Here is a 21,525-nt window from a genome sequence, read left to right on the forward strand (position 1 = left end):
GGGAGGAAACGGTGCTCGCTCACCATCCGCACACCGCCGGGCCCGGCCGGCAGCGGGCTTTGCACACGCATTTTCTTGAGGTGCGCCGGAAGGCGAAGGGGCCCGTCGCCGTCGTCGACGGCCGCACCATGTTCGTGAACAGCGCCGCCGCGGGCCTGCTGTCGTCCGCGGACCGCACGCTGCTGTGGGAGTGGGCCAGGCGGCGGCTGAGCACCGCGTCGGGGCGGCAGCCCGGGCGGCTGACCCTGCCGTCGGGGACGCTGACCGGGCGGTGCGAGGGCGTCTACGACGACCACGTCCTGACCGGCGCGGTGATCTGGCTGGCCGGCCGGCCGGCCGGCGCCGGACCGGCCTGGGCCCGGCTCACCGATTCCGAACGGACCGTCGCCGAGCACGTCGCCCGGGGGCTCACCAACCGGGAGACGGCCGCCCTGCTCTTCATCTCGCCGCACACGGTCGACTACCACCTGCGGCAGGTGTTCCGGAAGTTCCAGGTGCGGTCCCGGGTGGAGCTGGCCCGGCTGATGGCGACCCAGGCCGGCTGAGCCCGGAATCGCCGGCCCACGACGTGCGGGGTCCCGGATGGCCGAGGACTACGTGTTCACGTGGGGTGGTTCGCAGGCCGGATCCCTAGCGTGACGGGTGTACCCGCGCTCGTACGCACTATGGAAAGGCGGCGCCCCCCATGACCGACACAGGGCTTTCCGGCGAGCCGTTCTGGCGCGATCATCGCCTCGGCCGAGACGTTCCGGCTCCACGTCGCGGGTCCCCCGCCTTCGGCTTGACCACCTGCTGAGAGGTCACCATGAGCACTCCCGTCATCTTCATCCACGGACTGTGGCTGCACGCCACCTCCTGGAACTCCTGGACCGACTTGTTCCAGAAGGCCGGCTACGCCCCGAGCGCACCCGGCTGGCCCGGCGACGGCGCGACCGTCGAGGAGTCCAGGGCGAACCCTGAGGCCCTCGCCGGCCACGGCATCGACGACGTCGTCGAGCACTACGCGAAGATCATCAATGGCCTGCCGGAACGGCCGATCCTGGTCGGCCACTCGTTCGGCGGCATGATCGCCCAGAAGCTGCTCGGGATGGACCTCGCGGCCGCCGCCGTCGCGATCGACGCCGCGCAGATCAAGGGCGTGCTGCCGGTGCCGCTGACCGCGCTGCGCTCGGCGCTGCCGGTGTTCCGCAACCCCGCCAACCGCAACCGGGCCGTGTCGCTCACCGAGGAGCAGTTCCGGTACGCCTTCGGCAACGCCGTCTCCGAGGAGGAGTCCGGAGAGCTGTACCGGCGCTGGAGCATCCCCGCCCCCGGTAAGCCGCTGTTCGAGGCCGCGGCAGCCAACTTCGACCCGCACTCGCCCGCCAAGGTCGCGACCGCGAACGAGGCCCGCGGCCCGCTGCTGCTGATCACCGGCGGCCGTGACCACACCGTGCCCGAGGCCGTCACCCGGGCCACCCTGAAGCAGTACCGGCACTCCGCCGCGGTCACCGACTTCCACGAGTTCCCCGACCGGGCGCACTCGCTCACCATCGACGGAGGCTGGCGCGAGGTCGCCGACGTCACGCTGGCATGGCTCGCCCGCCAGTCGCTCTGATATCGAACGGACCAGAATGTCGAACACATCCGTGGTCGCCCGGACGAAATGGCGATCACTCTTCGTGGCTGCGCTGATGCTCGGCGTATCCCTGCTCTTGCCGGGGGCCACCGCCGAGGCGGCCCCCGGCGACCATCCCCGGGTGCCGGCCGGGTTCACCGAGCGGAAGGTCAGGGTCGGTGATGTCGGCATCAACTACGTGCGCGGCGGGCACGGCCCGACCCTGGTGCTCGTCCACGGCTTCCCGCAGACCTGGTACGAATGGCGGGAGATCCTGCCGGAACTGGCGAAGCACTACACCGTGATCGCCCCTGACCTGCGCGGCGCGGGCCGGAGCGACGCACCCGCCGGCGGCTACGACAAGAAGACGATGGCCGCCGACATTCACGGCCTGCTCGCCCGGCTCGGCCTCGACCGCGACATCCGCCTGGTGGGCCACGACATCGGCACCATGGTCGCGTACGCCTACGCCGCCGCGCACCCTCGCGATGTCCGCAGGCTGGTGCTGAGCGAGGCGCCGATCCCAGACAAGAGCCTTTATGGTTTCGCGTCGCTCACCGCACAGGGCCCCGGTGCGTGGCACTTCGGCTTCTTCAGCCTGAAGAACGGGCTGCCCGAGCAGCTCATCGACGGGAACGAGGAGGTCTGGGTGGACCGCTTCACCGACTCCCTCGAAGTCCGCAAGGGCGCCATCGGCCCGGCACAGGTGCGGGAGTTCGCCCGCTACCTGCGCGACGACCACCACCTGCGGGCGAGCCTCGAATGGTTCCGCGCCTTCCCCGCCGACATCGCCGACAACGCCCGCTACCGCAGGACGAAGCTCACCATGCCGGTGCTCGCCATCGGCGCGAGCGGCAGCCTCGGCGATCTCGTCCCCACTCAGGTGCGGTCGTACGCCACCCACGTGACCGGACTCGTGATCGCGGACTCCGGCCACTGGATCTACGAAGAACATCCGGCCGAGCTCACCCGGCGCCTGCTCGCCTTCCTCGACTGAGAGCTGGATCCATCATGATGAACCACCCCCTGCGTCCTTTCCGCCGGCTCGGTGCGATGGTCGCGCTGGCCGCCCTCGCCCTGTTCACGCTCGGCGTCCCCGCATCGGCCGCCGGCCGTTCCGATCGCCCGAAGCCGACCATCGTCCTCGTGCACGGCGCCTGGGCCGACGCGTCGAGCTGGTCGGAGGTGACCGGCCGGCTGCAACGGCTCGGCTACACCGTGCTCGCGGCGCCCAACCCGCTGCGCGGGCTCAGCGGCGACGCCGCGTACCTGTCGGCGTTCCTCGCCCAGCGGACCAGCGGCCCGGTCGTCCTGGTCGGCCACTCCTACGGCGGCGCGGTCGTGACCGACGCGGCCGGCACCGACCCCGACGTGAAGGCGCTCGTCTACGTCAACGCGTTCGCGCCCGACGAGGGCGAGACGGTCCTCGGCCTGCAAGGTGGCGGCGACCCGAGCGCGCTGTTCGACGCCGTGGCCTACCCGGGGGCGCCGGCCGGAGACGTCGACCTCTACATCAAGCCGGCGGTGTTCCCGCAGGCGTTCGCGGGTGATCTGCCGGCCGCCACGGCCGCCCGGCTGGCCGCCGCTCAGCGCCCGATCGCGCTGAGCGCGCTGCAGGAGCCGTCCGGGCCGCCCGCCTGGAAGAAGCTGCCGAGCTGGTACCTGGTAGGCACGAAGGACGGCATCCTGCCGCCGTCGCTGCAGGTCACCATGGCGAACCGGGCGCACAGCCACGTCACCGAGGTCGCCGCGTCGCACCTGTCGATGCTGTCCAAGCCGCAGGCCGTGGTGGACGTCATCGTCGCCGCCGCCAAGTCCGCCCGCTGAACCCGCACGCGGCCCCGCCCCAGGGGCGGGGCCGCGTCCCGCAGAAAGGCCCGTCGTGGACCTGCACCTGTCAGGCAAGACCGCCGTGGTCACCGGCGCGAGCAAGGGCATCGGGCTGGCGATCACCCGGGCGCTCGCCGCGGAGGGCGTCAGCGTGACCGCCGGAGCGCGGCACATCAGCGCCGAGCTGTCCGAGCTGGCGGCGGGCGGCCGCGTCCGCCCGGTCGCGGTCGACCTCGCCACCCTGGACGGCCCGGCCCAACTGGTCGAGGCCGCCGGCACGGCCTTCGGCGGCCTGGACATCCTGGTCAACAACGTCGGCGCGGTACACCCGCGCACCGGCGGATTCGCGTCCGTCACCGACGTGGACTGGCTCGACACCCTGACCGTCAACTTCCTGGCCGCGGTGCGCGCCACCCGCGAGGCGCTGCCGCTCATGCTCGGCCGCGGCGCCGGCACGATCGTGTCCGTCAGCTCGGTCAACGCGTCGCTGCCGGACCCGCTGGTGATCGACTACAGCGCCGCGAAGGCGGCCCTGGCCAGTTTCAGCAAGTCCCTGTCGAAGGAGCTGGGCCCGCACGGGATCCGGGTCAACACCGTCAGCCCCGGGCCGGTCGCCACCGACCTGTGGCTCGGCGCGGACGGCGTCGCCGCCACGCTCGCCCGCCACAACGGCGGCGAGTCGCGCGCGGTGGCGGAGCAGGCCGCCGCCGACTCGGTCACCGGCCGGTTCACCCGTCCGGACGAGGTCGCCGACCTCGTCGTCCTGCTCGCCGGCGAACGCGCCGGCAACGTCACCGGCGCGGACTTCGTCATCGACGGCGGCCTGATCGGCACCCTGTGACCCGGGCGCTCGACCCCGTCCGCCCAACCCCGTCCGTTCGACCGCGGCGGCAGGCGCCGCCGCCCAGGCCATCGAAGTACTCAAGGTCGCCCTGACCTCTGGAGAGGAAACTCATGCCCACCACAGAACAGCCCGTCGTCGTGCTCGTCCACGGCGCCTTCGCCGAGTCGGCGAGCTGGAACCGCGTCATCCAGCGCCTGCACGGCCGCGGGCTGACCGCCGTCGCGGCGGCCAACCCGTTGCGGAGCGTGGAGGGCGACGCCGCCTACGTCCGCGACGTGATCGCCGGCATCGGACGGCCGGTCGTCCTGGTCGGCCACTCCTACGGCGGCATGGTGATCAGCCAGGCGGCGTCCGGCAATGACGCCGTGCAGGCCCTCGTGTACGTCGCCGCCTTCGCGCCCGAGCCCGGGGAGAGCGCCCTGGTGCTGTCCGGAAAGTTCGAGGGCAGCACCCTGGGCGGCACGCTGGTCGCCTACCCGGTCTCCTCCGGCGGCAACGAGTTCCGGATCGCCGAGGACAGGTTCCACCACCAGTTCTGCGCCGACCTCGACGCCGATGAGGCCGCCCTGATGGCGGCGGCCCAGCGCCCGGTCACCGAACAGGCGCTGGCCGAGGGGCTGACGGTGAGCGAGCCGGGCTGGCGAACCAAGCCGTCCTGGTTCGTCCACGGCGACCGCGACCTCAACATCCCGGCCGAGGCGCTGAGGTTCATGGCCGAACGCGCCGGATCGCGCGGAACACGAGAGATCGCGGGCGCCTCCCACGCCGTCGGGGCGTCCCAGCCCGACGCGGTGGCCGCGGCCGTCTCCGACGCCGTCGGCCACGTACAGGGCTGAACGCGCTCATGCCGAGGTGCGGACGTCGGCAGGGGCGGTATTTCGATTGACACCGGCGCGGCCGGTGTAAAGGGTGACGTCGTGTCTGATGATCTGCCGCTTGAGGTGCGCACGGCATTCGGGGTTCCCTCCGCTCCCGCGCGGCTGTTGCCTGGAGGGGGCGGCACCTGCTGGCAGGCGGGTGAACTGGTGTTCAGACCCGCCCCGCGTCCGGCGGTGGCATCGTGGCTGGCCGAGGTGTTCGCCGATCTGCGCGGGCCGGGCTTCCGGGTGCCCCTGCCGGTGCGCGCGGCCGACGGCTCGTGGGTCGCCGGCGGGTGGGCGGCGTGGACCGCTGTCGAGGGCGAGCCGGATCCCGTGACGCGGTGGCCGGACCTCGTCGCGGCCGGCCGGGCTTTCCATGCGGCTCTCGCCGATGTGCCCGCGCCGGACTGGCTGGGACGTGGCCGGAGCCGCTGGGAGGTGGCCGAACGGGTGGCCTGGGACCAGGCCGACGTCCGGCTGGCCCCGGAGCTCTCCGATCTCGTGGACCGGCTGCGGGCCGCCACCCGGCCGGTGGGGTTGCCCAGCCAGCTCGTGCACGGTGACATCGCGGGCAATGTGTTGTTCGCGGCGGGGCAGCCGCCGGCGGTCATCGACTTCTCACCGAGCCGGCGGCCGGCGGGCTACGCCTTGGCGGTCGCCGCCGTGGACCTGCTGACCTGGTCCGCCGCGCCGCCGAGCATCCTGGACGAGCTGGCCTGTGAAGACGACATCGACCAACTCCTGCTGCGTGCTTTGATATGGCGCCTGGTCACCGAGTCGCTGGGCCGGCCCGACGCGGGCAGCAGGCAGGCGGTCCGCAGCGCCAGCGAACCGGTGGCCGAACTGCTGCTGTCGCGGGTGTCCGGCCGGCCCATGTCCGGCCGGCCCATGACCACCGGGCCGGCAACCGACGCCGACATCGCCATGTCGGTCGGCCGCGTGCTCGGCCGCGAGATCACGGGGCTGCGGCCGGTCATGGGCGGGCACAGCAGGTCCGTGGCGCGGATCGCCGACGATGCCGGTGGCGGTTCGGTGTTCGTCAAGGCCGTCGCGCCCGCTGACCGCGCCGAATTCGGTGTGGAGCTGGCCGTGTACGAGGCGCTGGGCGACCGCCCGTTCCTGCCTCGGCTGCTGGCGAGCGCAGGCGAACCGCTGCCGATACTCGTACTGGAAGCGCTGGAGCAGGAGCACTGGCTTCGCGGTTGGACCCCGGCTCTGGTCGCAGCCACCCGCACGCTGCTCCACGACCTGCACACGCTGCCCGCGCCGTCCGGTGTGCCGGTGTTGCGGGAGATGTTCAACCCCTGGGAGGCCATCGCCGCCGACCCGGCACGTCTGCTGCGTATGGGCGTGTGTTCGCGCCGGTGGCTGGCCGAACATCTGGACACCCTCCACGCCGCGGCCGCCGGGGCGCCCATCGAGGGGGACAGCCTGATCCACCGCGACGTACGTGCGGCGAATCTCTGGTGCCGCGACGGCCGCCTGGTGCTGGCCGACTGGGCGTCGGCGGCGATCGGCGATCCCTGGCTCGACCACCACCTGTGGCTCGTCGCCCTGCACGCCGAAGGCGGCCCCGCACCGGACACCGGCCAGGGGCCGCACGCCATCGGCCACGCCGCGCTGATCGCCGGGCAGCAACCCCTGCTCACCCCGGCGCGCGACAGCGATCCGGCCCTGTTCGACCAGCGCCGGCGCCGCCTCACCGCCGCCCTGTCCTGGGCAGCGCGCCTTCTGCACATCCCACCCCCACAGTCGACCATCTGACACGCGACGCCGCATGCGCGCCGAGCCGTATGGCCGGATATCAGCCCGAGCCCTGGTGGTCGACGATGCCTGACATTCGGATAAGGCGAGCCGGCGCGTCTGATCGCGGCCGGATCGCCCGGACACTCGCCGATCGCTGGGGGAGCCCGGCCATCGTGGCTCACGGCCAGGTGCACGACGCCTCCGCCCTGCCCGCGCTCATCGCGGAGCGAAATGGCGAGCTGGCCGGACTGCTCACCTATGCGGCCGGCGATGACGGCCTGGAGATCGTCACCCTGGACGCACTCGTCCAGGGTGTTGGGGTGGGCACTGCGCTGCTCGCCGCGGTCGCGACGATCGCGCGGGAGGCGAAGCTCGGCCGCCTCTGGTTGATCACGACGAACGACAACCTGGACGCCCTCCGTTTCTATCAACGGCGAGGGCTGCGGATCGTGGGTATCGACGCCGGAGCCGTTGACGTGGCGAGGGGGCACAAGCCGTCGATCCCCCTGGCCGGCGAGTACGGGATAGAGATCCACGATGAGATCACCCTGGAACTGCGCCTGCCGGGCGCGGAGCGCCGTACGGCCGGCGACGGCTGATCGCCGGAGGACGTCGCGTACGACGGCCGCACCCGGGCGCCTCGGTACGCGGAGGCTGGCCTGACCCGCCTCGTCAGGACCTTCACCTCGTCATAGTCCGCGTGCGACCGCTCCCGCCACGTTTGACGCGACGTCTGCGGGAGAAATTTCGCCGAAACATTTCGGAATCCGGGAAGGCGGGGTTCAGTCCCAGTTTGGGATCGCTCTGCTCCGGACTATTGACGTGTTACATGGAGTTTACTTATCCTCCGGACACGAAAACATTCGGGGAAACAACGAAACTTTTTTAAACATCTCCCGGAAAGGGAACCCCCCCATGCTTAGTCGGCGAAGCATTGCGGCGCTGGCGGCGTCCGCGCTCCTCCTCGGGGCGTGTGGTACGGGTGCCAGCAAGGAAGACGGCAACTCGGGCCAGAGTGCCGGGGCCAAGAAGGTGACCATCGAGTTCTGGAACCTTGCGACCTCGGAGCCGCTCAAGTCGGCCTACGCGGACCTGATCAAGCGGTACACGGCGCTGCACCCCAACGTCACCATCAAGAACGTCGCCATCGAGAACGACTCGTACAAGCCCAAGCTGGCGACGCTCACCCAGTCGGGCAAGGTGCCCGATGTCTACTCCACGTGGGGCGGCGGCGTGCTGAAGCAGCACGTCGACGCCGGCCTGGTCAAGGACCTCTCAGAGGACGCCTCGGACGTGATCGGCCAGCTCACGCCCGCGGCGCTCGCGGCCTACCAGTTCGACGGCAAGACCTGGGCGCTTCCGGTCGACATCGGCATGGTGGGCTTCTGGTACAACAAGTCGCTGTTCAAGAAGGCGGGCATCGAGGAGCCGCCGGCCACCTGGACCGAGTACATCGACGACGTCAAGAAGCTGAAGGCGGCCGGCATCACCCCGATCGCCCTCGCGGGCAAGGCGAAGTGGCCCGGCCACTACTACTGGGCCTACCTCGTCATGCGCGTGGCCGGACTGGACGCGCTCAAGCAGGCGGCGACCACCAACGACTTCACCGGGCCCGACTTCGTCACCGCGGGGCAGAAGCTCAAGGAACTGGTCGACCTGCAGCCGTTCCAGAAGGGCTTCCAGGGCGCCGACTACGGCACGCCGGATGGCCAGGCCGCCACGATGGGCAACGGCAAGGCCGCCATGGAGCTGATGGGCCAGTGGGGCCCGAACGTGGAGAAGGACTCCTCGAAGAAGGGGATCGGCGACGACCTCGGCTTCTTCACCTTCCCCACGGTGGAGGGCGGTAAGGGCTCGGCGACCGACGCGTTCGGCGGCGGCGGCGGCCTGGCGATCAGCGCCAAGGCGCCGGCCGAGGCGCTCGACTTCCTCAAGTTCGCCCTCACGATGGAGAACCACAGCAAGACCGTGAAGATCGGCGGCTGGCTCCCGGTGCTCAAGGGCGAGGAGTCCGCGGTCACCGACCCGAACACCAAGGTGGTGGCGGACAACCTGCTCAAGGCGACCGGCTTCCAGCTCTTCCTCGACCAGGCGTTCCCGCCGGCCGTCGGCCAGGAGGTCAACGACACCGTGGCCGAGCTGATCGCCGGGAAGATGACCCCCGACCAGGTCGCCAAGCAGATCACCGAGGTCGCGAAGCAGGAGTCGGAGTAGCGATCCAGTGGTAGAGACGATGACGGGGCCGGACACACGTCCGGCCCCCACCGGGAAGACTCCCACGCGCGGGCGGTCGTCCAGACGCCGCGGCCGGGGTTTCCTCACCGCGATCCTGTTCATCCTTCCCGCGCTCGTCCTGTTCCTGGTCCTGGTCGTGGCCCCCATCGTGATCGCCGCGTACCTGAGCCTGTTCAAGTGGAACGGGATCGGGCCGCCGACCAACTTCATCGGGCTGGACAACTTCACCCGGATGTTCGCCGCGACGATCTTCACGGGCGACCTCCAGCACATGGTGATCCTGATCGGCCTGTCCCTCCTGGTGCAGCTGCCGATCTCCCTGGGCCTGGCGGTGCTGCTCAACCAGAAGATCCGGGGACGGGCCTTCTACCGGCTGCTGTTCTTCGCGCCGTACATCATCTCCGAGGCGATCACCGCGGTGCTGTTCAGCGCGATCTTCTCGCCGGAGGACGGGCTGGCCAACAAGATACTGGAGGCCGTCGGCGTCGACGGGGGGTGGACCTGGCTCTCCGAGCCGGAGACCGCGCTCTGGACGGTGTTCCTCGTCATCACCTGGAAGTACTTCGGGTTCCATATGATCATCTATTTGGCGGGGCTCCAGGGCATCCCGAAGGAGCTGACCGAGGCCGCCCGCATCGACGGCGCGGACGGCTGGCGGGTGTTCCGCCACATCACCGTGCCGCTGCTCGGGCCGACCATCCGGATCAGCGTCTTCCTGTCCGTCATCGGCGCGGTCCAGCTGTTCGACCTGGTCTACATCCTCACGGGCGGCGGGCCGTCGCACTCCTCGGAGACCTTCGCCGTATCGATGTACGACTACGGCTTCAGGCGCACCCAGTTCGGCTACGCCAGCGCGTTCAGCATGGTCATGTTCCTGCTGAGCCTCGTCTTCGCCCTCGGCTACCAGCGGTGGGTGCTGCGCCGTGACCTCGAAGGCGCGTCCACCGCGATGGGAGACTCCCGATGAAGCTGCGTTTGAAGCTGCGGTCCCTCCCGACTCACGTGGTCCTGTGGCTGGCCGCCGCTTTCATCGTCGTGCCGCTCCTGTACGCCGTGTTGGGAGGCTTCAAGAACACCGGCCAGTTGTCGGTGAACGCGCTCGGCCTGCCCGACCCGTGGGTCCCGGAGAACTACACCGACATCCTCGCCAGCGGCTCGTTCTACCAGCAGCTGTTGAACAGCGTGATCATCGGCGTGCTGACCACGGTGCTGATCGTCGGCCTCTCCGCCCTGGCCGCCTTCGCGTTCGCCAGGTTCGCCTTCAGGGGCAGGGAGTTCCTTTTCACCCTGTTCGCGATCGGGCTCATGTTCCCGTTCGCGGTGGCGATCCTGCCGCTGTTCATCCTGCTGAAGACCTTCGGCCTGCTCGACAACACGTGGGGGGTGATCCTGCCGCAGGCCGCCTTCGGGCTGCCGCTGACGATCATCATCCTGCGCACCTTCTTCCGGGGCATCTCGAAGGAGGTGGAGGAGGCCGCGACGATCGACGGCTGCTCCGCGTTCGGCTTCTTCTGGCGGGTGCTGCTGCCGATGGCCCGTCCGGCCCTGGCCACGGTGTCCGTGCTGGCGATCGTGGCGAGCTGGAACAACTTCTTCCTTCCCCTGGTGGTCCTCAACGATCCGAACACGTGGACCCTGCCGCTCGGCGTCCAGCAGTTCCAGGGGGAGTACCTGTCGGACACGGCCAAGATCCTTGCCTACGTCGTCGTCTCGATGGTTCCGGCCCTGCTGTTCTACGGCGTCGCCGAGCGGCAGCTCGTCAGCGGACTCACCGCGGGCTCCACCAAGGGATGAATCTCTCGAATCTAGTCAAGGAGTGTTGATGACTCTGCGTGTGTCCGGATCCCGCCTCGTCGGGCCCGACGGAGACCCCGTCCGGCTCCGAGGTGTGGGCCTCGGGGGCTGGATGAACATGGAGAACTTCATCACGGGCTACCCCGCCAACGAGTCCACGATGCGCTCGGCCGTCCGGGAGGTGCTGGGGGAGGAGCGGTACGAGCTGTTCTTCGACCGCCTGCTGACGTCCTTCTTCGGCGCCGCCGACGCCGACCTCCTCGCGGGGATCGGGACGAACTGCGTGCGCATCCCGGTGAACTACCATCACTTCGAGTCCGACGACCGGCCGCTTGAGGTCATGGAGCACGGCTTCCGGCACCTGGACCGGGTGATCGGCCTGCTGGGCGAGCGCGGCATCTACAGTGTGATCGACCTGCACGCGGTGCCCGGCGCGCAGAACCAGCACTGGCACTCGGACAACCCCACCCATGTGGCTTCGTTCTGGCAGCACCGGCACTTCCAGGACCGGGTGGTCCACCTGTGGGAGGCGATCGCCGACAGGTACAAGGACAACCCGTGGGTGGCCGGATACAACCCGCTCAACGAGCCGGGCGACGTCGGCGGGCGGGTGATCGGGCCCTTCTACGACCGCCTCGTCAAGGCCGTGCGCGCCGTGGACCCGGCACACGTGCTCTTCCTCGACGGCAACACCTACTCCACCGACTTCTCGATCTTCCGCGAGGTGTACGAGAACACGGTCTTCGTCTGCCACGACTACGCTCTGGCGGGCTTCGCGCACGGCGGGCCGTACCCGGGGTACACCCGCGGAGAGTGGTGCGACCGCGGCCAGCTCGAGCGGGAGTTCGCCCGGCGGACCGCCTTCCAGCGGGAGACCGGCACGCCGATCTGGGTCGGCGAGTTCGGCCCGGTCTACACCGACGATCCGGCCGTCGACGAGCAGCGCTACCAGATCCTCAGAGATCAGCTGGAGATCTTCGACGCCCACGAGGCGGGCTGGTCGATCTGGACCTACAAGGACGTCGGCCTGCAGGGCCTCGCCTACGCCTCCGGGCCGTACATGGACCGGTTCGGCCCGTTCATCGCCAAGAAGACGCGGCTCGGCGCCGACCGGTGGGGCTCCACGATGGAGGAGTCGGCGAGCGAGCTCGCGCCGCTGTACCGGCTGGTGGAATCGGAGTTCCCCACGTGGGACCCCTACCCGTGGGGCGCCCGCTACCAGACCGACGACCTCATCCGGCACATCCTCATCGCGCAGGCCCTCGTGCCGGAGTACGCCGAGCTGTTCCGCGGCCTCACCGACGACAAACTGATCGCTCTCGCCGACTCCTTCAGCCTGGAGAACTGCGTGCGGCGCAAGCCGCTGATCGACCTGCTCTCCGAGAACCTCACCGGCTGATCTCCGTCGTACGACGCCGAACGGCGGTGCCGGCGAGCCGAGGTCTGGTCTTCGTGGCACCGCTGTGGGCCGCCCATGGTGTGGTGGGGCTGTTCCTGGCGGAGACGCGGTACGGGGCTGTCCGGTGCTTACCTTCCTCTGAGTAGCGTGAATGAAGCCGGAGTGCGGCGCCTCACCCCATGGCCCCCGGCGGGCCCGGGCCTCGTACGCACCAGTGAAGGACTCACGCCGTGACCTCAACATGGGAGATCAAGCATCGTCTGAGCAAAGCGGTCAACGCCCACGACCTGGGCAGAGTGATCGACTGCTACAGCCCGGACGCCGTCCTCGTCACGCCGGCCGGCATCGCGGAGGGCCACGACCAGATCGCCTGGTTCTACGAGGCCTTCCTCAGCGCGTTCGCGGACTTCCGCGTGACCGCATGGTACGAGGCTCCGTGCGACGAGCCCGCGGTCACGGAATGGACGATCACCGGCACCCATACGGGGCCGCTTCTGCTGCCTGACGGGTCCGTGCTCGAAGGAACGGGCCGCCGCGTCATCGTCCGGGCATCCTGCGCCGCGTACTCCGACGGCGACAAGATCATCACTCACCGGGAGTACTACGACCAGCTGGAGCTGTACACCCAGCTCGGGATCGGCCTGGCCAGGCCAGGACTTCCGGCACTGTAACCACGCGTTTCCCGCTCCCGCCGGGCGCCGTCCGCTCCGCTTCACCGCCGTGAAGGTGTCATGGCCGCATGTCGATCACCTAAGTTTTCATTTCTTATGAATAATTATTGACGGTCTCAGGCCTGGGATGCCAGGCTGCCTCTGTCTCGGCCGGCCCACCCCCCGCCGGTCCCTACGGAGGTCCCCTGTGAGTCACCCCAACCTGAGCCGTCGCGGTTTCCTGGTCGGCGCCGGCACCCTCGGCGTGGTCTCGGCGCTGGGCGGATGCGCCACCAGCACCCCCGCCCCGTCGGCCGCCGGCTCAGGCGCGAAGTCCGCCACGCTGCTGCTGAAGTCCCGCGAGACCGGCGAGAAGAGCCGCAAGGCCATGCAGGCGTTGCTCGACGAGTTCGCCAGGCAGCACCCCCAGTACAAGCCGACGCTGAACTCGATGGAGGCGGCCGCCTTCCAGCAGCAGATCCGCGCCGACCTCACCCTGTCCACGCCGCCCGACGTTCTCACCTGGTTCGCCGGGGAGATCGCGAGCAACTTCGCCCAGCAGGGCCTGCTGCTCGACGCGACCTCGGTGTTCCCCGCCGACGGCTACAGCGACCAGTTCGCCGGGCTGTCCTCCGACGCCTCCGGCAAGAAGATCTTCATCCCGACCAACTACTACTGGTGGGGCGTCTTCTACCGGAAGTCGTACTTCGAGAAGTGGGGCGTGTCCGAGCCGAAGACCTGGGACGAGTTCATCGCGCTCTGCAAGACGCTGAAGGGCAAGGGCGTGTCGCCGCTCGCCCTGCCGCTCTCGGACTCGGCCTGGCTGACCGCTTCGTGGTTCGACTACCTCAACCTCCGCGTCAACGGCGCCACGTTCCACCGGGCGCTGCTGGCCGGACAGGAAAGCTACACCGACCCCCGCGTGGCCAAGGTGCTCGACGTCTGGCGCGAGGTCCTGCCGTACCTCGACCCCGCAGGCAAGGGCCTGGCCTTCCAGGAGGGCTCGGCGAAGTGGCAGCAGGGCAAGGACGCGATGTTCCTGTGCGGCCCCTTCCTCGCCGACGCGATGCCGGCCGACGTGAAGGCGGACGTCAGCTTCTTCCAGTTCCCCATCATCGACCCGGCCGTGCCGGTCGCCGAGGAGGCCCCGCTGGACGGCTTCATCGCCAGCGCGCGCAGCGCCGATCCCGAAGGCGCCAAGGCGTTCCTGGGGTATGCCGCCACGCCGGCCGCGCAGGAGCTCTACCTGAAGATCTCCGAGGGCACGCTGATCCCGGCCAACGGCAACGCCAAGTCCCCTCTGTCCACCCCTCTCATCGAGAAGGGCCGGGCCATGGTCGCCTCCGCGGCCGACGTGACGCAGTTCTTCAACCGCGACTCCAACGACGACCAGCTGAGCGCGCTCACGACCGCCCTGGTGAAGTTCATCGACAAGCCGGGAGAGGCCGCCGGGATCCTCAAGCAGTGGCAGAGCGACTCGGCCAAGGCGCGCGGAAACTGACGATGACCGCCGTTCCCAAGGCCGTCTCACGCGGGGCCCGCGGCGCGGGTGCCCGTACGGCGTCGCGTGAGACGGCCGTCCTCCTCGCCTTCGTGCTGGTCCCCTTCACGCTGGAGATGTTCTGGACGTTCTGGCCCGCGCTGAACAGCGTCTACATCTCCCTCACCCGCTGGGACGGCATCTCCCCGCCGGTGTTCGTCGGCCTGGACAACTACCTGCGGATGTGGTCCGACGAGACGTTCCGTACGGCGCTTCGCAACACCGTGGTCTGGCTGGTGCTGTTCGGAGGGCTGTCGGTCCTGGGCGGGCTGGGTCTGGCGCTGCTGCTCGACAAGCCGCGCCGGGGCGTCGGGATCTACCGCGCGATCTTCTTCCTGCCCGTGGTCTTCTCGATGGTCGTCTCCGCGCTGGTCTGGCGGATGATCTACCAGCCGGACGGCGTGGTCAACGGCCTGCTCGGCGCCGTCGGCCTGGAGAGCCAGGCGAGGATCTGGCTCGGCGAGCCGGAGACGGCGCTGTACGCGCTGATCCTCCCCGCGCTGTGGCGCCAGATCGGCTACATCATGGTGCTGTTCCTGGCCGGGCTGAAGACGGTGGACCCCCTGCTGCACGAGGCGGCGAAGACGGACGGCGCCACGGCCTTCGAGCGGTTCCGCCACATCACGCTGCCGCAGCTGCGCCCGGTCAGCACGGTCGTGCTGGCGGTGACAGTGATCGACGCGCTGCGCTCCTTCGACATCGTCTGGGCGCTCACCAAGGGCGGGCCGTACCACTCCTCCGAGCTGCTGAGCACCTACCAGTTCTCCACCGGCGTGCTGGGGTCGCAGCTCGGGTACGGCTCCGCACTCGCTGTGGTGATCTTCGCGCTCACCGCCGGCACGATCGTCGTCTATCTCGTCCGGAGCCTGCGTACGGAGGAAGCGGCATGACGGCGACCGGATCCCGGCTGCGGCCGTGGCTGTTCCACGGCGGGATGGCGATCCTGGCGGCGGTGTGGCTCGTCCCGCTGGCGCTGGTGCTCGTCACCTCGCTGCGCACGTTCGACGACCTCGCGGCCACCGGGCTGGCCAGTCTGCCCGGGAGCCTGACCTTCGGCTCCTACCGGCAGGCGCTCGCCGGGGCGGGCGAGCTGCGCTCGATCATGAACAGCCTGCTCATCACGGTGCCCGTCGTCATCGTGACGCTCGTGCTCGCGTCGATGGCGGCGTACGCGCTGGCACGGCACCGCATCCCCTTCCGCAAGACCGTGCTGCTGCTCATGCTGGCCGGCAACCTCCTGCCGTCGCAGCTGCTGCTGATTCCGGTGCTGAAGCTGACCGAGCAGTTCGGGATGTTCGACACGCGGCTCGGGATGATCGTCGTGCAGACGGCGGTGGGGCTGGGTTTCTACACGTTCGTCCTGCACGGCTTCATGCGGGGGATCCCCGGCGAGGTCACCCAGGCCGCGAAGATCGACGGAGCCACGACCTTCGGCGTCTACCTGCGCATCGTCCTGCCGCTGACCAGGCCCGCGATGGCGGCGCTCGGCTCCCTGGCCTTCACCTGGACGTTCAACGACCTGCTGTGGGCCATCACGCTGCTGCGCGACGAGGGAAAGCTGCCGGTGACCCCGGCGATCCTCGGCATGCAAGGACAGTACGTCTCCTCGTGGAACGTCATCGCGGCCGCGACGGTGATCGCCGCGATCCCCACGGTGGTCGTGTTCTTGCGCTTCCAGCGCTACTTCATCTCGGGCCTGCTGATCGGATCGTCCAAATGACACGGTCACGGGTTGCCGCCTTCCGGTGGACGGCGGCTGGAGCGCGGTGAAGGATGCCGCATGATCGTAAAGTTCCCCCCCACCCAAGGACGGCGAAATTGAGCGTCTATCCCGGCCGCGGCATCCACGGCCAGGTCGTCGAGGCGGTCGGCCGGCGCATCGTGACAGGCAAGGACGCCCCCGGCTCCACCCTCGATCTGGACGCGATGGAGTTCACCTTCGACGTCAGCAAGACGGTGGTGCGCGAGGCGTTGAAGGTCCTCGCCGCGAAGGGACTGGTGGACGCCCGGCCCAAGCGGGGCACGTTCGTCCGGCCGCGCTCCGAGTGGAGCCTGCTCGACCCCGATCTGCTCCGCTGGCAGTTCGAGGAGCCGGAGGGCTCCGGGCTGCTCGACGACCTCTACGAGGTGCGGATCATCGTGGAGCCGGCCGGCGCGCGCCTGGCGGCGGCCCGCCGTACGGAGGAGGACATCGCCCGGCTGTCGGCCACGCTCGCGACGGTCACCCCGGAGTGCGGGGCGAAGGAGATCGTCGAGGCCGACCTCGCCTTCCACCGCCGGCTGCTCGAGGCCTCGCACAACGAACTGCTGATCCGAATGGAGTACATCATCGAGATCGGGCTGCGCGCCCGTGACCTGCTCGTCCACGCCGAGGGGCACACCGGCGACTTCCTCCCGCCGCACCAGGCCGTGCTCGACGCCGTACGCGCGTCGGACGCCGACGGGGCGGAGCGCGCGATGCGGGCGCTGCTGGAGCAGGCAGCCAAGGACGAGCAGGAGATCAGGAACCGGGGGCGACAATGAAGATCGTTAAGGTGGAGACGTTCCTCGTGCCGCCGCGCTGGCTGTTCTGCCGCGTGGAGACCGACGAGGGCGTGGTCGGCTGGGGCGAGCCGGTCGTGGAGGGCCGCGCCGAGGTGGTCCGCGCGGCCGTCCACGTGCTGGCCGAGTACTTGCTCGGCGAGGATCCCCTGCGTATCGAGGATCACTGGCAGGTCATGGCCAACGGCGGCTTCTACCGGGGCGGCCCGGTGCTGTCCAGCGCGCTCGCCGGCCTCGACCAGGCCCTGTGGGACATCGCCGGCAAGACGTACGGCGCTCCCGTGCACGCGCTGCTCGGCGGGCCGGTCCGCGACCGGGTCCGCATGTACGCCTGGGTGGGCGGCGACGATCCCGCCGAGCTCGCCGAGGGCATCACCGCCAGGCTGGAGGCCGGGTTCACCGCGGTCAAGATGAACGCCGGCGGGCGCATGCCCGCCCTCGCGACCGCCGCCGACGTCGCGGGGGTGGTGGACCGGGTCGCGCTGGCCAGGGAGATCCTCGGGCCGGCCCGCGACGTGGCCGTCGACTTCCACGGCCGCGTGTCGGCGGCGGACGCCAGGCGGATCCTGCCGCTGATCGCGGGGTTCCAGCCGATGTTCGCCGAGGAGCCGGTGCTGCCCGACCGGCCCCACCTGCTGCGCGACGTCGTCACCGCCAGCAGCGTGCCCGTCGCGACGGGGGAGCGGCTGTACTCCCGGTGGGACTTCCGGGCCGCGCTTGAGGCCGGGGTCGCCGTGGTGCAGCCCGACCTTTCCCACGCGGGCGGCATCTCGGAGACCCGCAGGATCGCCGCGATGGCCGAGGTCTGGGACGCGAAACTCGCCCCGCACTGCCCGCTCGGCCCGGTCGCCCTCGCCGCCAGCCTCCAGGTCGCCTTCGCGACCCCCAACTTCCTGATCCAGGAGCACTCGATCGGCATTCACTACAACCAGGGCGCCGACCTGCTCGACTACGTGCTCGACCCCGGGATGTTCCGCTTCACCGACGGCTACGTCACCCTGCCCGGGGGCCCCGGGCTGGGGGTCGAGATCGACGAGGCCGAGGTCAGGCGCGCCGACCAGGCGGGACACGCGTGGCGCAACCCGGTCTGGCGTCACGCCGACGGCGGGCTCGCCGAATGGTGACCTCCCGGGTGCCGCTGCGGGCGGGCTTCGACCTGGCCCACGGCGGCAGATGGACCTCCCTCGCCGGAGGCGGACGGGAGTGGCTGTGGTCGCGCCCCGATCCCGCCCGGGCCGCCGTCGTCCCCGGCGCGGGCTTCGTCGACGTGGGAGGGCTGGAGGAGTGCGTTCCCACGGTGCGGGGGCTGCCCGACCACGGTGACGCCTGGAGCCGCCCGTGGGCCGGCACGCCCGTCCAGAGCGTCGTGACCTGTGACGGCTTCGAGTTGCTGCGCGAAGTGAGCGAGGAAGGCGGGGCGGTGGTGGCGGCCTACCGGCTGTCGGCCGACCCGGGATTCGCGTTCGTGTGGGCGGCCCACGCCCTGCTCGACCTCGGAGAGGACGCCCGGCTCAGCGCTCCCTCAGGCACCCCCACGCGGGTCTTCCCCGAGGCCGCGCCGCTTCTCGACCGCGCCTGGCCGCCCGGCGCCGCGCACGTGGAGGGCCCCTGGCCCACCCCGTACGGCCTGGCGCTCGACCGGCTCGGCCCCGACGACGGGACCGCCGCCGGCGCGGTGCTGCGGTGCACCGCCGTGCGCGTCGTCGACGGCGCCGACGTCCTCGACCTGCGCGTGGAGGCGCCGCCCGGCGTCCCGGTCTCCACCGCGCTCTGGCGCAACCTCGGGGGATTCCCCTCCAATGCGCCGTACCGCAGCATCGGGGTTGAGCCGATGCTCGGCGCGGTGTTCGACCTGGCGGAGGCGGGGCCAGGCGACGCGGCCGTCGTCCCGCACTCCGGTGAGCTGACCTGGCGGCTCGTGCTGGCCGCGGAACGGATTGAGCGATGACAGAACGCCCCTTCGACGACTCGCGCCTCCTGGAGGAGCTGGCCTCCCGGCGGCTGCTGGCGATCGTGCGCGGCACCGACGCCGACGCCGCCCTTCGTACGGTCGTCACGCTGGTGGAGGAGGGCGTCGAGCTGGTCGAGGTGTCCCTCGTGACCCCCGGCGCACTGGATGTGATCCGCGGGGCGCGGGCGGCCCTGGGGGAGACGGCGGGTCTGGGCGCGGGCACGGTCCTCACCGCCGCGGACGCGCGCGAGGCCGCCGAGGCGGGTGCCTCCTATCTCGTCACGCCCGCGCTCGGCGAGGCGGTGGCGGCCGGTCGGCGGCTCGGGCTGCCCGTTCTCGCGGGCGCGCTCACCCCCACCGAGGTCGTGGCCGCGCTCGGCGCGGGGGCGGCCGCCGTCAAGCTGTTCCCGGCGTCGCTCGGAGGCGTCCCCTACCTGCGCGCGCTGCGCGACCCCTTCCCGCAGGTGCCGTTCGTGCCCGTGGGCGGGGTCGACGCGGCGGCGGCGACCGGCTACCTGCGGGCGGGTGCGGTCGCGGTCGGCGTCGGCTCGCCCCTGGTCGGCGACGCGGCGAACGGCGGGAGCCTCGACGAGCTCAGAGCCCGGATCCGCGAGTTCAGGACGGCGCTGTGAGCGGCGGGGCCGTGAGCGGCGAGGCCGTGGGTGGCGGGGCTGTGATCGACGTCGCCACGTTCGGGGAGACGATGGCCTCGCTGCGTGCGCTCGACCCCGTCAGGCTCGGCGGGACGATGCGGCTGTCGGTCGGGGGAGCGGAGTCCAACGTCGCGATCGGATTGGCGCGCCTCGGCCACCGTGCCTCCTGGACCGGGCTCGTCGGCGACGACGAGACGGGTGAGCTGGTGCTGCGGACGCTGCGCGCGGAGGGCGTCGACGTGACGCACTGCCGGGTCGACCGGCGCGGGCCGACAGGGCTGATGCTGGTGGAGCGGCGGGTGGGCGACCTGACCCGGGTGCTCTACCACCGGGCCGGCTCGGCCGCCTCCTTCCTGTCGCCGCCGGACGTCCTGCCCGCGCTGGACCCGCCGCCCAAAATGGTGCACGTCACCGGTATCACCCCCGCCCTCGGGCCCGGCCCGGCGGCGGCCGTGCGCGCGGCCGTGGACTCCGGGCTGCGCGTGAGCCTGGACGTCAACCACCGCTCCCGCCTCTGGGACCGTGAACGCGCGGCCGAGACGCTCCGGCCGCTGGCGTCCCGGCTGTCGGTGGTCATCGCGTCCGACGACGAGCTGGAGCTCGTCGCTCCCGCGTCGGCCACGACCGAGCGCGACCGGGTGGCGGCGCTGCTGGACGCGGGGGTGGCCGAGGTGATCGTCAAACGCGGCGCCGACGGCGCCACCGGTCACACCCCGGCGGAGACGGTGGACACCCCGGCCCGCCGCGTACGCGTCGCCGACCTGGTCGGAGCGGGGGACGCCTTCACCGCCGGTTATCTGTCCGGGCTGCTCGACGGCCTGGATCTGGCCGGTCGCCTGAGCCGGGCCGTCACCACCGGAGCCTTCGCCGTCGCCTCGTCCGGCGACTGGGAGGGCCTGCCCGACAGGCGGGAGCTCGGTCTGCTCGACTCTCTGCCCGGCTCCACCCTGCGCTGAATCCCGTGCATGCTGACCCGTGTGCCCCGGCTGAACGAGGGAGAGATCGAATGGACGTATGGTGCCCGGTGAGCTGCGAGCTGGGCGAAGGGGCGAGGTGGGTGGACGGGCGGCTCATCTTCGTCGACATCCTCGCCGGGAGGCTGTTCGCGGCCTCCACCGACCGGCCGGGCCCGGCCGAGGAGCTCACGCAGGCCGGCGTGACGCTCGGCGCGGTGGCCCCCGTCGCCGGCAGCCCGGGCACCTGGCTCGCGGCGGCCGGCCAGGGCTTCGCCCTGCTCGACCAGACGACCGGCGTCCTCGACTGGATCGCCCGGCCGCTGCCCGCGACGTCCCGGATGAACGACGGTGTATGCGACCCGGCCGGCCGGTTCTGGGCGGGCAGCATGGCTTACGACGTGACGCCGGGCGCCGGAACGCTCTACCGGGTCGGCGCCGACCTGACCGTGACGGCCGTCCGCACAGGACTGACCATCCCCAACGGTCCCGCGTTCACCGCGGACGGCCGGGTCATGTATCTGGCCGACACAGCCGAGGGCCGGATCGACCGGCACGCGGTCGACCCGGCCACCGGCGACCTGGGGGAGCCCTCCGTCTTCGTCACCCTGGAGCACGGCTCGCCCGACGGGATGACCATGGACGACGAGGGATACCTGTGGGTCGCGGTGTGGGGCGCGTCCGCCGTCCACCGTTACGCCCCCGACGGCCGGCTCGACCGAGTCGTCCCGGTGCCCACTCCCCAGCCCACCAGCGTCTGCCTCGCGGGCGGCCGTCTGTTCGTCACCACCGCGGCGTACGGCCTGAGCCCCGCCGAGGGGGCGGGCGCGGTGTACGCCGTGGAGGGCGTCGCGGAGGGCCGTCCGGCCGTCCCGTTCCTCATGGACGCCGCCGCGCCCCGTTCCGCGCGGTAGAGGTGCGCCGTCCGCCCG

General features: G+C 70.9%; 22 protein-coding genes. All 22 read left to right on the forward strand.

The window, feature by feature from the left end; translation table 11 throughout:
- Positions 1–11: 11 nt before the first annotated feature.
- The 22 genes from AB0B72_RS00870 (at position 12) to AB0B72_RS00975 (ending at position 21,507) form a co-directional block, all read left to right on the forward strand.
- Entirely contained in the window at positions 12–545 is a 534-nt protein-coding gene (locus tag AB0B72_RS00870) for a LuxR C-terminal-related transcriptional regulator (RefSeq protein ID WP_367736173.1), read from the forward strand.
- A 260-nt stretch (positions 546–805) separates the two neighbouring features.
- Positions 806–1,597, forward strand: coding sequence for an alpha/beta hydrolase (locus AB0B72_RS00875; RefSeq protein ID WP_367736174.1), 792 nt, complete (start codon positions 806–808; stop codon positions 1,595–1,597).
- A 64-nt stretch (positions 1,598–1,661) separates the two neighbouring features.
- Positions 1,662–2,594, forward strand: coding sequence for an alpha/beta fold hydrolase (locus AB0B72_RS00880; protein ID WP_367736175.1), 933 nt, complete (start codon positions 1,662–1,664; stop codon positions 2,592–2,594).
- Between the two features lie 14 nt (positions 2,595–2,608).
- Positions 2,609–3,424: an alpha/beta fold hydrolase gene (locus AB0B72_RS00885; protein WP_367736176.1), complete on the forward strand. Its 816-nt coding sequence runs from the start codon at positions 2,609–2,611 to the stop codon at positions 3,422–3,424.
- Between the two features lie 55 nt (positions 3,425–3,479).
- Entirely contained in the window at positions 3,480–4,268 is a 789-nt protein-coding gene (locus AB0B72_RS00890; RefSeq protein WP_367736177.1) for an oxidoreductase, read from the forward strand.
- Between the two features lie 113 nt (positions 4,269–4,381).
- Entirely contained in the window at positions 4,382–5,107 is a 726-nt protein-coding gene (locus tag AB0B72_RS00895; RefSeq protein WP_367736178.1) for an alpha/beta fold hydrolase, read from the forward strand.
- 81 nt (positions 5,108–5,188) lie between these two features.
- Positions 5,189–6,895 carry a hypothetical protein gene (locus AB0B72_RS00900; RefSeq protein ID WP_367736179.1) on the forward strand — a complete coding sequence of 569 codons (1,707 nt, stop codon included), beginning with the start codon at positions 5,189–5,191 and terminating at the stop codon, positions 6,893–6,895.
- A 155-nt stretch (positions 6,896–7,050) separates the two neighbouring features.
- Positions 7,051–7,476 (forward strand): GNAT family N-acetyltransferase, encoded by a 426-nt coding sequence (locus AB0B72_RS00905; RefSeq protein ID WP_367736180.1) that lies wholly within the window; start codon positions 7,051–7,053, stop codon positions 7,474–7,476.
- Positions 7,477–7,792: 316 nt separating this feature from the next.
- Positions 7,793–9,091, forward strand: a complete 1,299-nt coding sequence (locus tag AB0B72_RS00910; protein ID WP_367736181.1) for an extracellular solute-binding protein — start codon at positions 7,793–7,795, stop codon at positions 9,089–9,091.
- Between the two features lie 19 nt (positions 9,092–9,110).
- The gene (locus tag AB0B72_RS00915) at positions 9,111–10,079 is read left to right on the forward strand and encodes a carbohydrate ABC transporter permease (protein WP_367736182.1); all 969 of its coding nucleotides are present in this window, start codon (positions 9,111–9,113) and stop codon (positions 10,077–10,079) included.
- Positions 10,076–10,906 carry a carbohydrate ABC transporter permease gene (locus AB0B72_RS00920; RefSeq protein ID WP_367736183.1) on the forward strand — a complete coding sequence of 277 codons (831 nt, stop codon included), beginning with the start codon at positions 10,076–10,078 and terminating at the stop codon, positions 10,904–10,906. Before AB0B72_RS00915 ends, AB0B72_RS00920 begins: the two co-directional genes overlap by 4 nt.
- A 28-nt stretch (positions 10,907–10,934) precedes the next feature.
- Positions 10,935–12,305 carry a glycoside hydrolase family 5 protein gene (locus AB0B72_RS00925; RefSeq protein WP_367736184.1) on the forward strand — a complete coding sequence of 457 codons (1,371 nt, stop codon included), beginning with the start codon at positions 10,935–10,937 and terminating at the stop codon, positions 12,303–12,305.
- 230 nt (positions 12,306–12,535) lie between these two features.
- Positions 12,536–12,976, forward strand: coding sequence for an ester cyclase (locus tag AB0B72_RS00930; protein ID WP_367736185.1), 441 nt, complete (start codon positions 12,536–12,538; stop codon positions 12,974–12,976).
- Between the two features lie 187 nt (positions 12,977–13,163).
- Positions 13,164–14,456 carry an ABC transporter substrate-binding protein gene (locus AB0B72_RS00935; RefSeq protein ID WP_367736186.1) on the forward strand — a complete coding sequence of 431 codons (1,293 nt, stop codon included), beginning with the start codon at positions 13,164–13,166 and terminating at the stop codon, positions 14,454–14,456.
- 2 nt (positions 14,457–14,458) lie between these two features.
- A complete protein-coding gene (locus tag AB0B72_RS00940; RefSeq protein WP_367736187.1) occupies positions 14,459–15,385 on the forward strand; it encodes a carbohydrate ABC transporter permease in 927 nt (308 codons plus the stop codon).
- Positions 15,382–16,215 (forward strand): carbohydrate ABC transporter permease, encoded by an 834-nt coding sequence (locus AB0B72_RS00945; RefSeq protein ID WP_367736188.1) that lies wholly within the window; start codon positions 15,382–15,384, stop codon positions 16,213–16,215. The genes AB0B72_RS00940 and AB0B72_RS00945 overlap by 4 nt, the downstream gene beginning before the upstream one ends.
- 98 nt (positions 16,216–16,313) lie before the next feature.
- Complete coding sequence (locus AB0B72_RS00950; RefSeq protein ID WP_367736189.1) at positions 16,314–17,018, forward strand: FadR/GntR family transcriptional regulator; 705 nt, start codon at positions 16,314–16,316, stop codon at positions 17,016–17,018.
- Positions 17,015–18,160, forward strand: a complete 1,146-nt coding sequence (dgoD, locus tag AB0B72_RS00955; RefSeq protein ID WP_367736190.1) for a galactonate dehydratase — start codon at positions 17,015–17,017, stop codon at positions 18,158–18,160. Before AB0B72_RS00950 ends, dgoD begins: the two co-directional genes overlap by 4 nt.
- Positions 18,154–18,984 carry a hypothetical protein gene (locus AB0B72_RS00960; protein WP_367736191.1) on the forward strand — a complete coding sequence of 277 codons (831 nt, stop codon included), beginning with the start codon at positions 18,154–18,156 and terminating at the stop codon, positions 18,982–18,984. Before dgoD ends, AB0B72_RS00960 begins: the two co-directional genes overlap by 7 nt.
- Positions 18,981–19,619, forward strand: coding sequence for a bifunctional 4-hydroxy-2-oxoglutarate aldolase/2-dehydro-3-deoxy-phosphogluconate aldolase (locus tag AB0B72_RS00965; protein ID WP_367736192.1), 639 nt, complete (start codon positions 18,981–18,983; stop codon positions 19,617–19,619). The genes AB0B72_RS00960 and AB0B72_RS00965 overlap by 4 nt, the downstream gene beginning before the upstream one ends.
- Positions 19,616–20,596 carry a sugar kinase gene (locus tag AB0B72_RS00970; RefSeq protein WP_367736193.1) on the forward strand — a complete coding sequence of 327 codons (981 nt, stop codon included), beginning with the start codon at positions 19,616–19,618 and terminating at the stop codon, positions 20,594–20,596. Before AB0B72_RS00965 ends, AB0B72_RS00970 begins: the two co-directional genes overlap by 4 nt.
- A 50-nt stretch (positions 20,597–20,646) precedes the next feature.
- Positions 20,647–21,507 (forward strand): SMP-30/gluconolactonase/LRE family protein, encoded by an 861-nt coding sequence (locus AB0B72_RS00975; RefSeq protein ID WP_367736194.1) that lies wholly within the window; start codon positions 20,647–20,649, stop codon positions 21,505–21,507.
- Positions 21,508–21,525: the final 18 nt, after the last annotated feature.

Source organism: Microbispora sp. NPDC049125, assembly GCF_040802045.1.
Taxonomy (GTDB): domain Bacteria; phylum Actinomycetota; class Actinomycetes; order Streptosporangiales; family Streptosporangiaceae; genus Microbispora.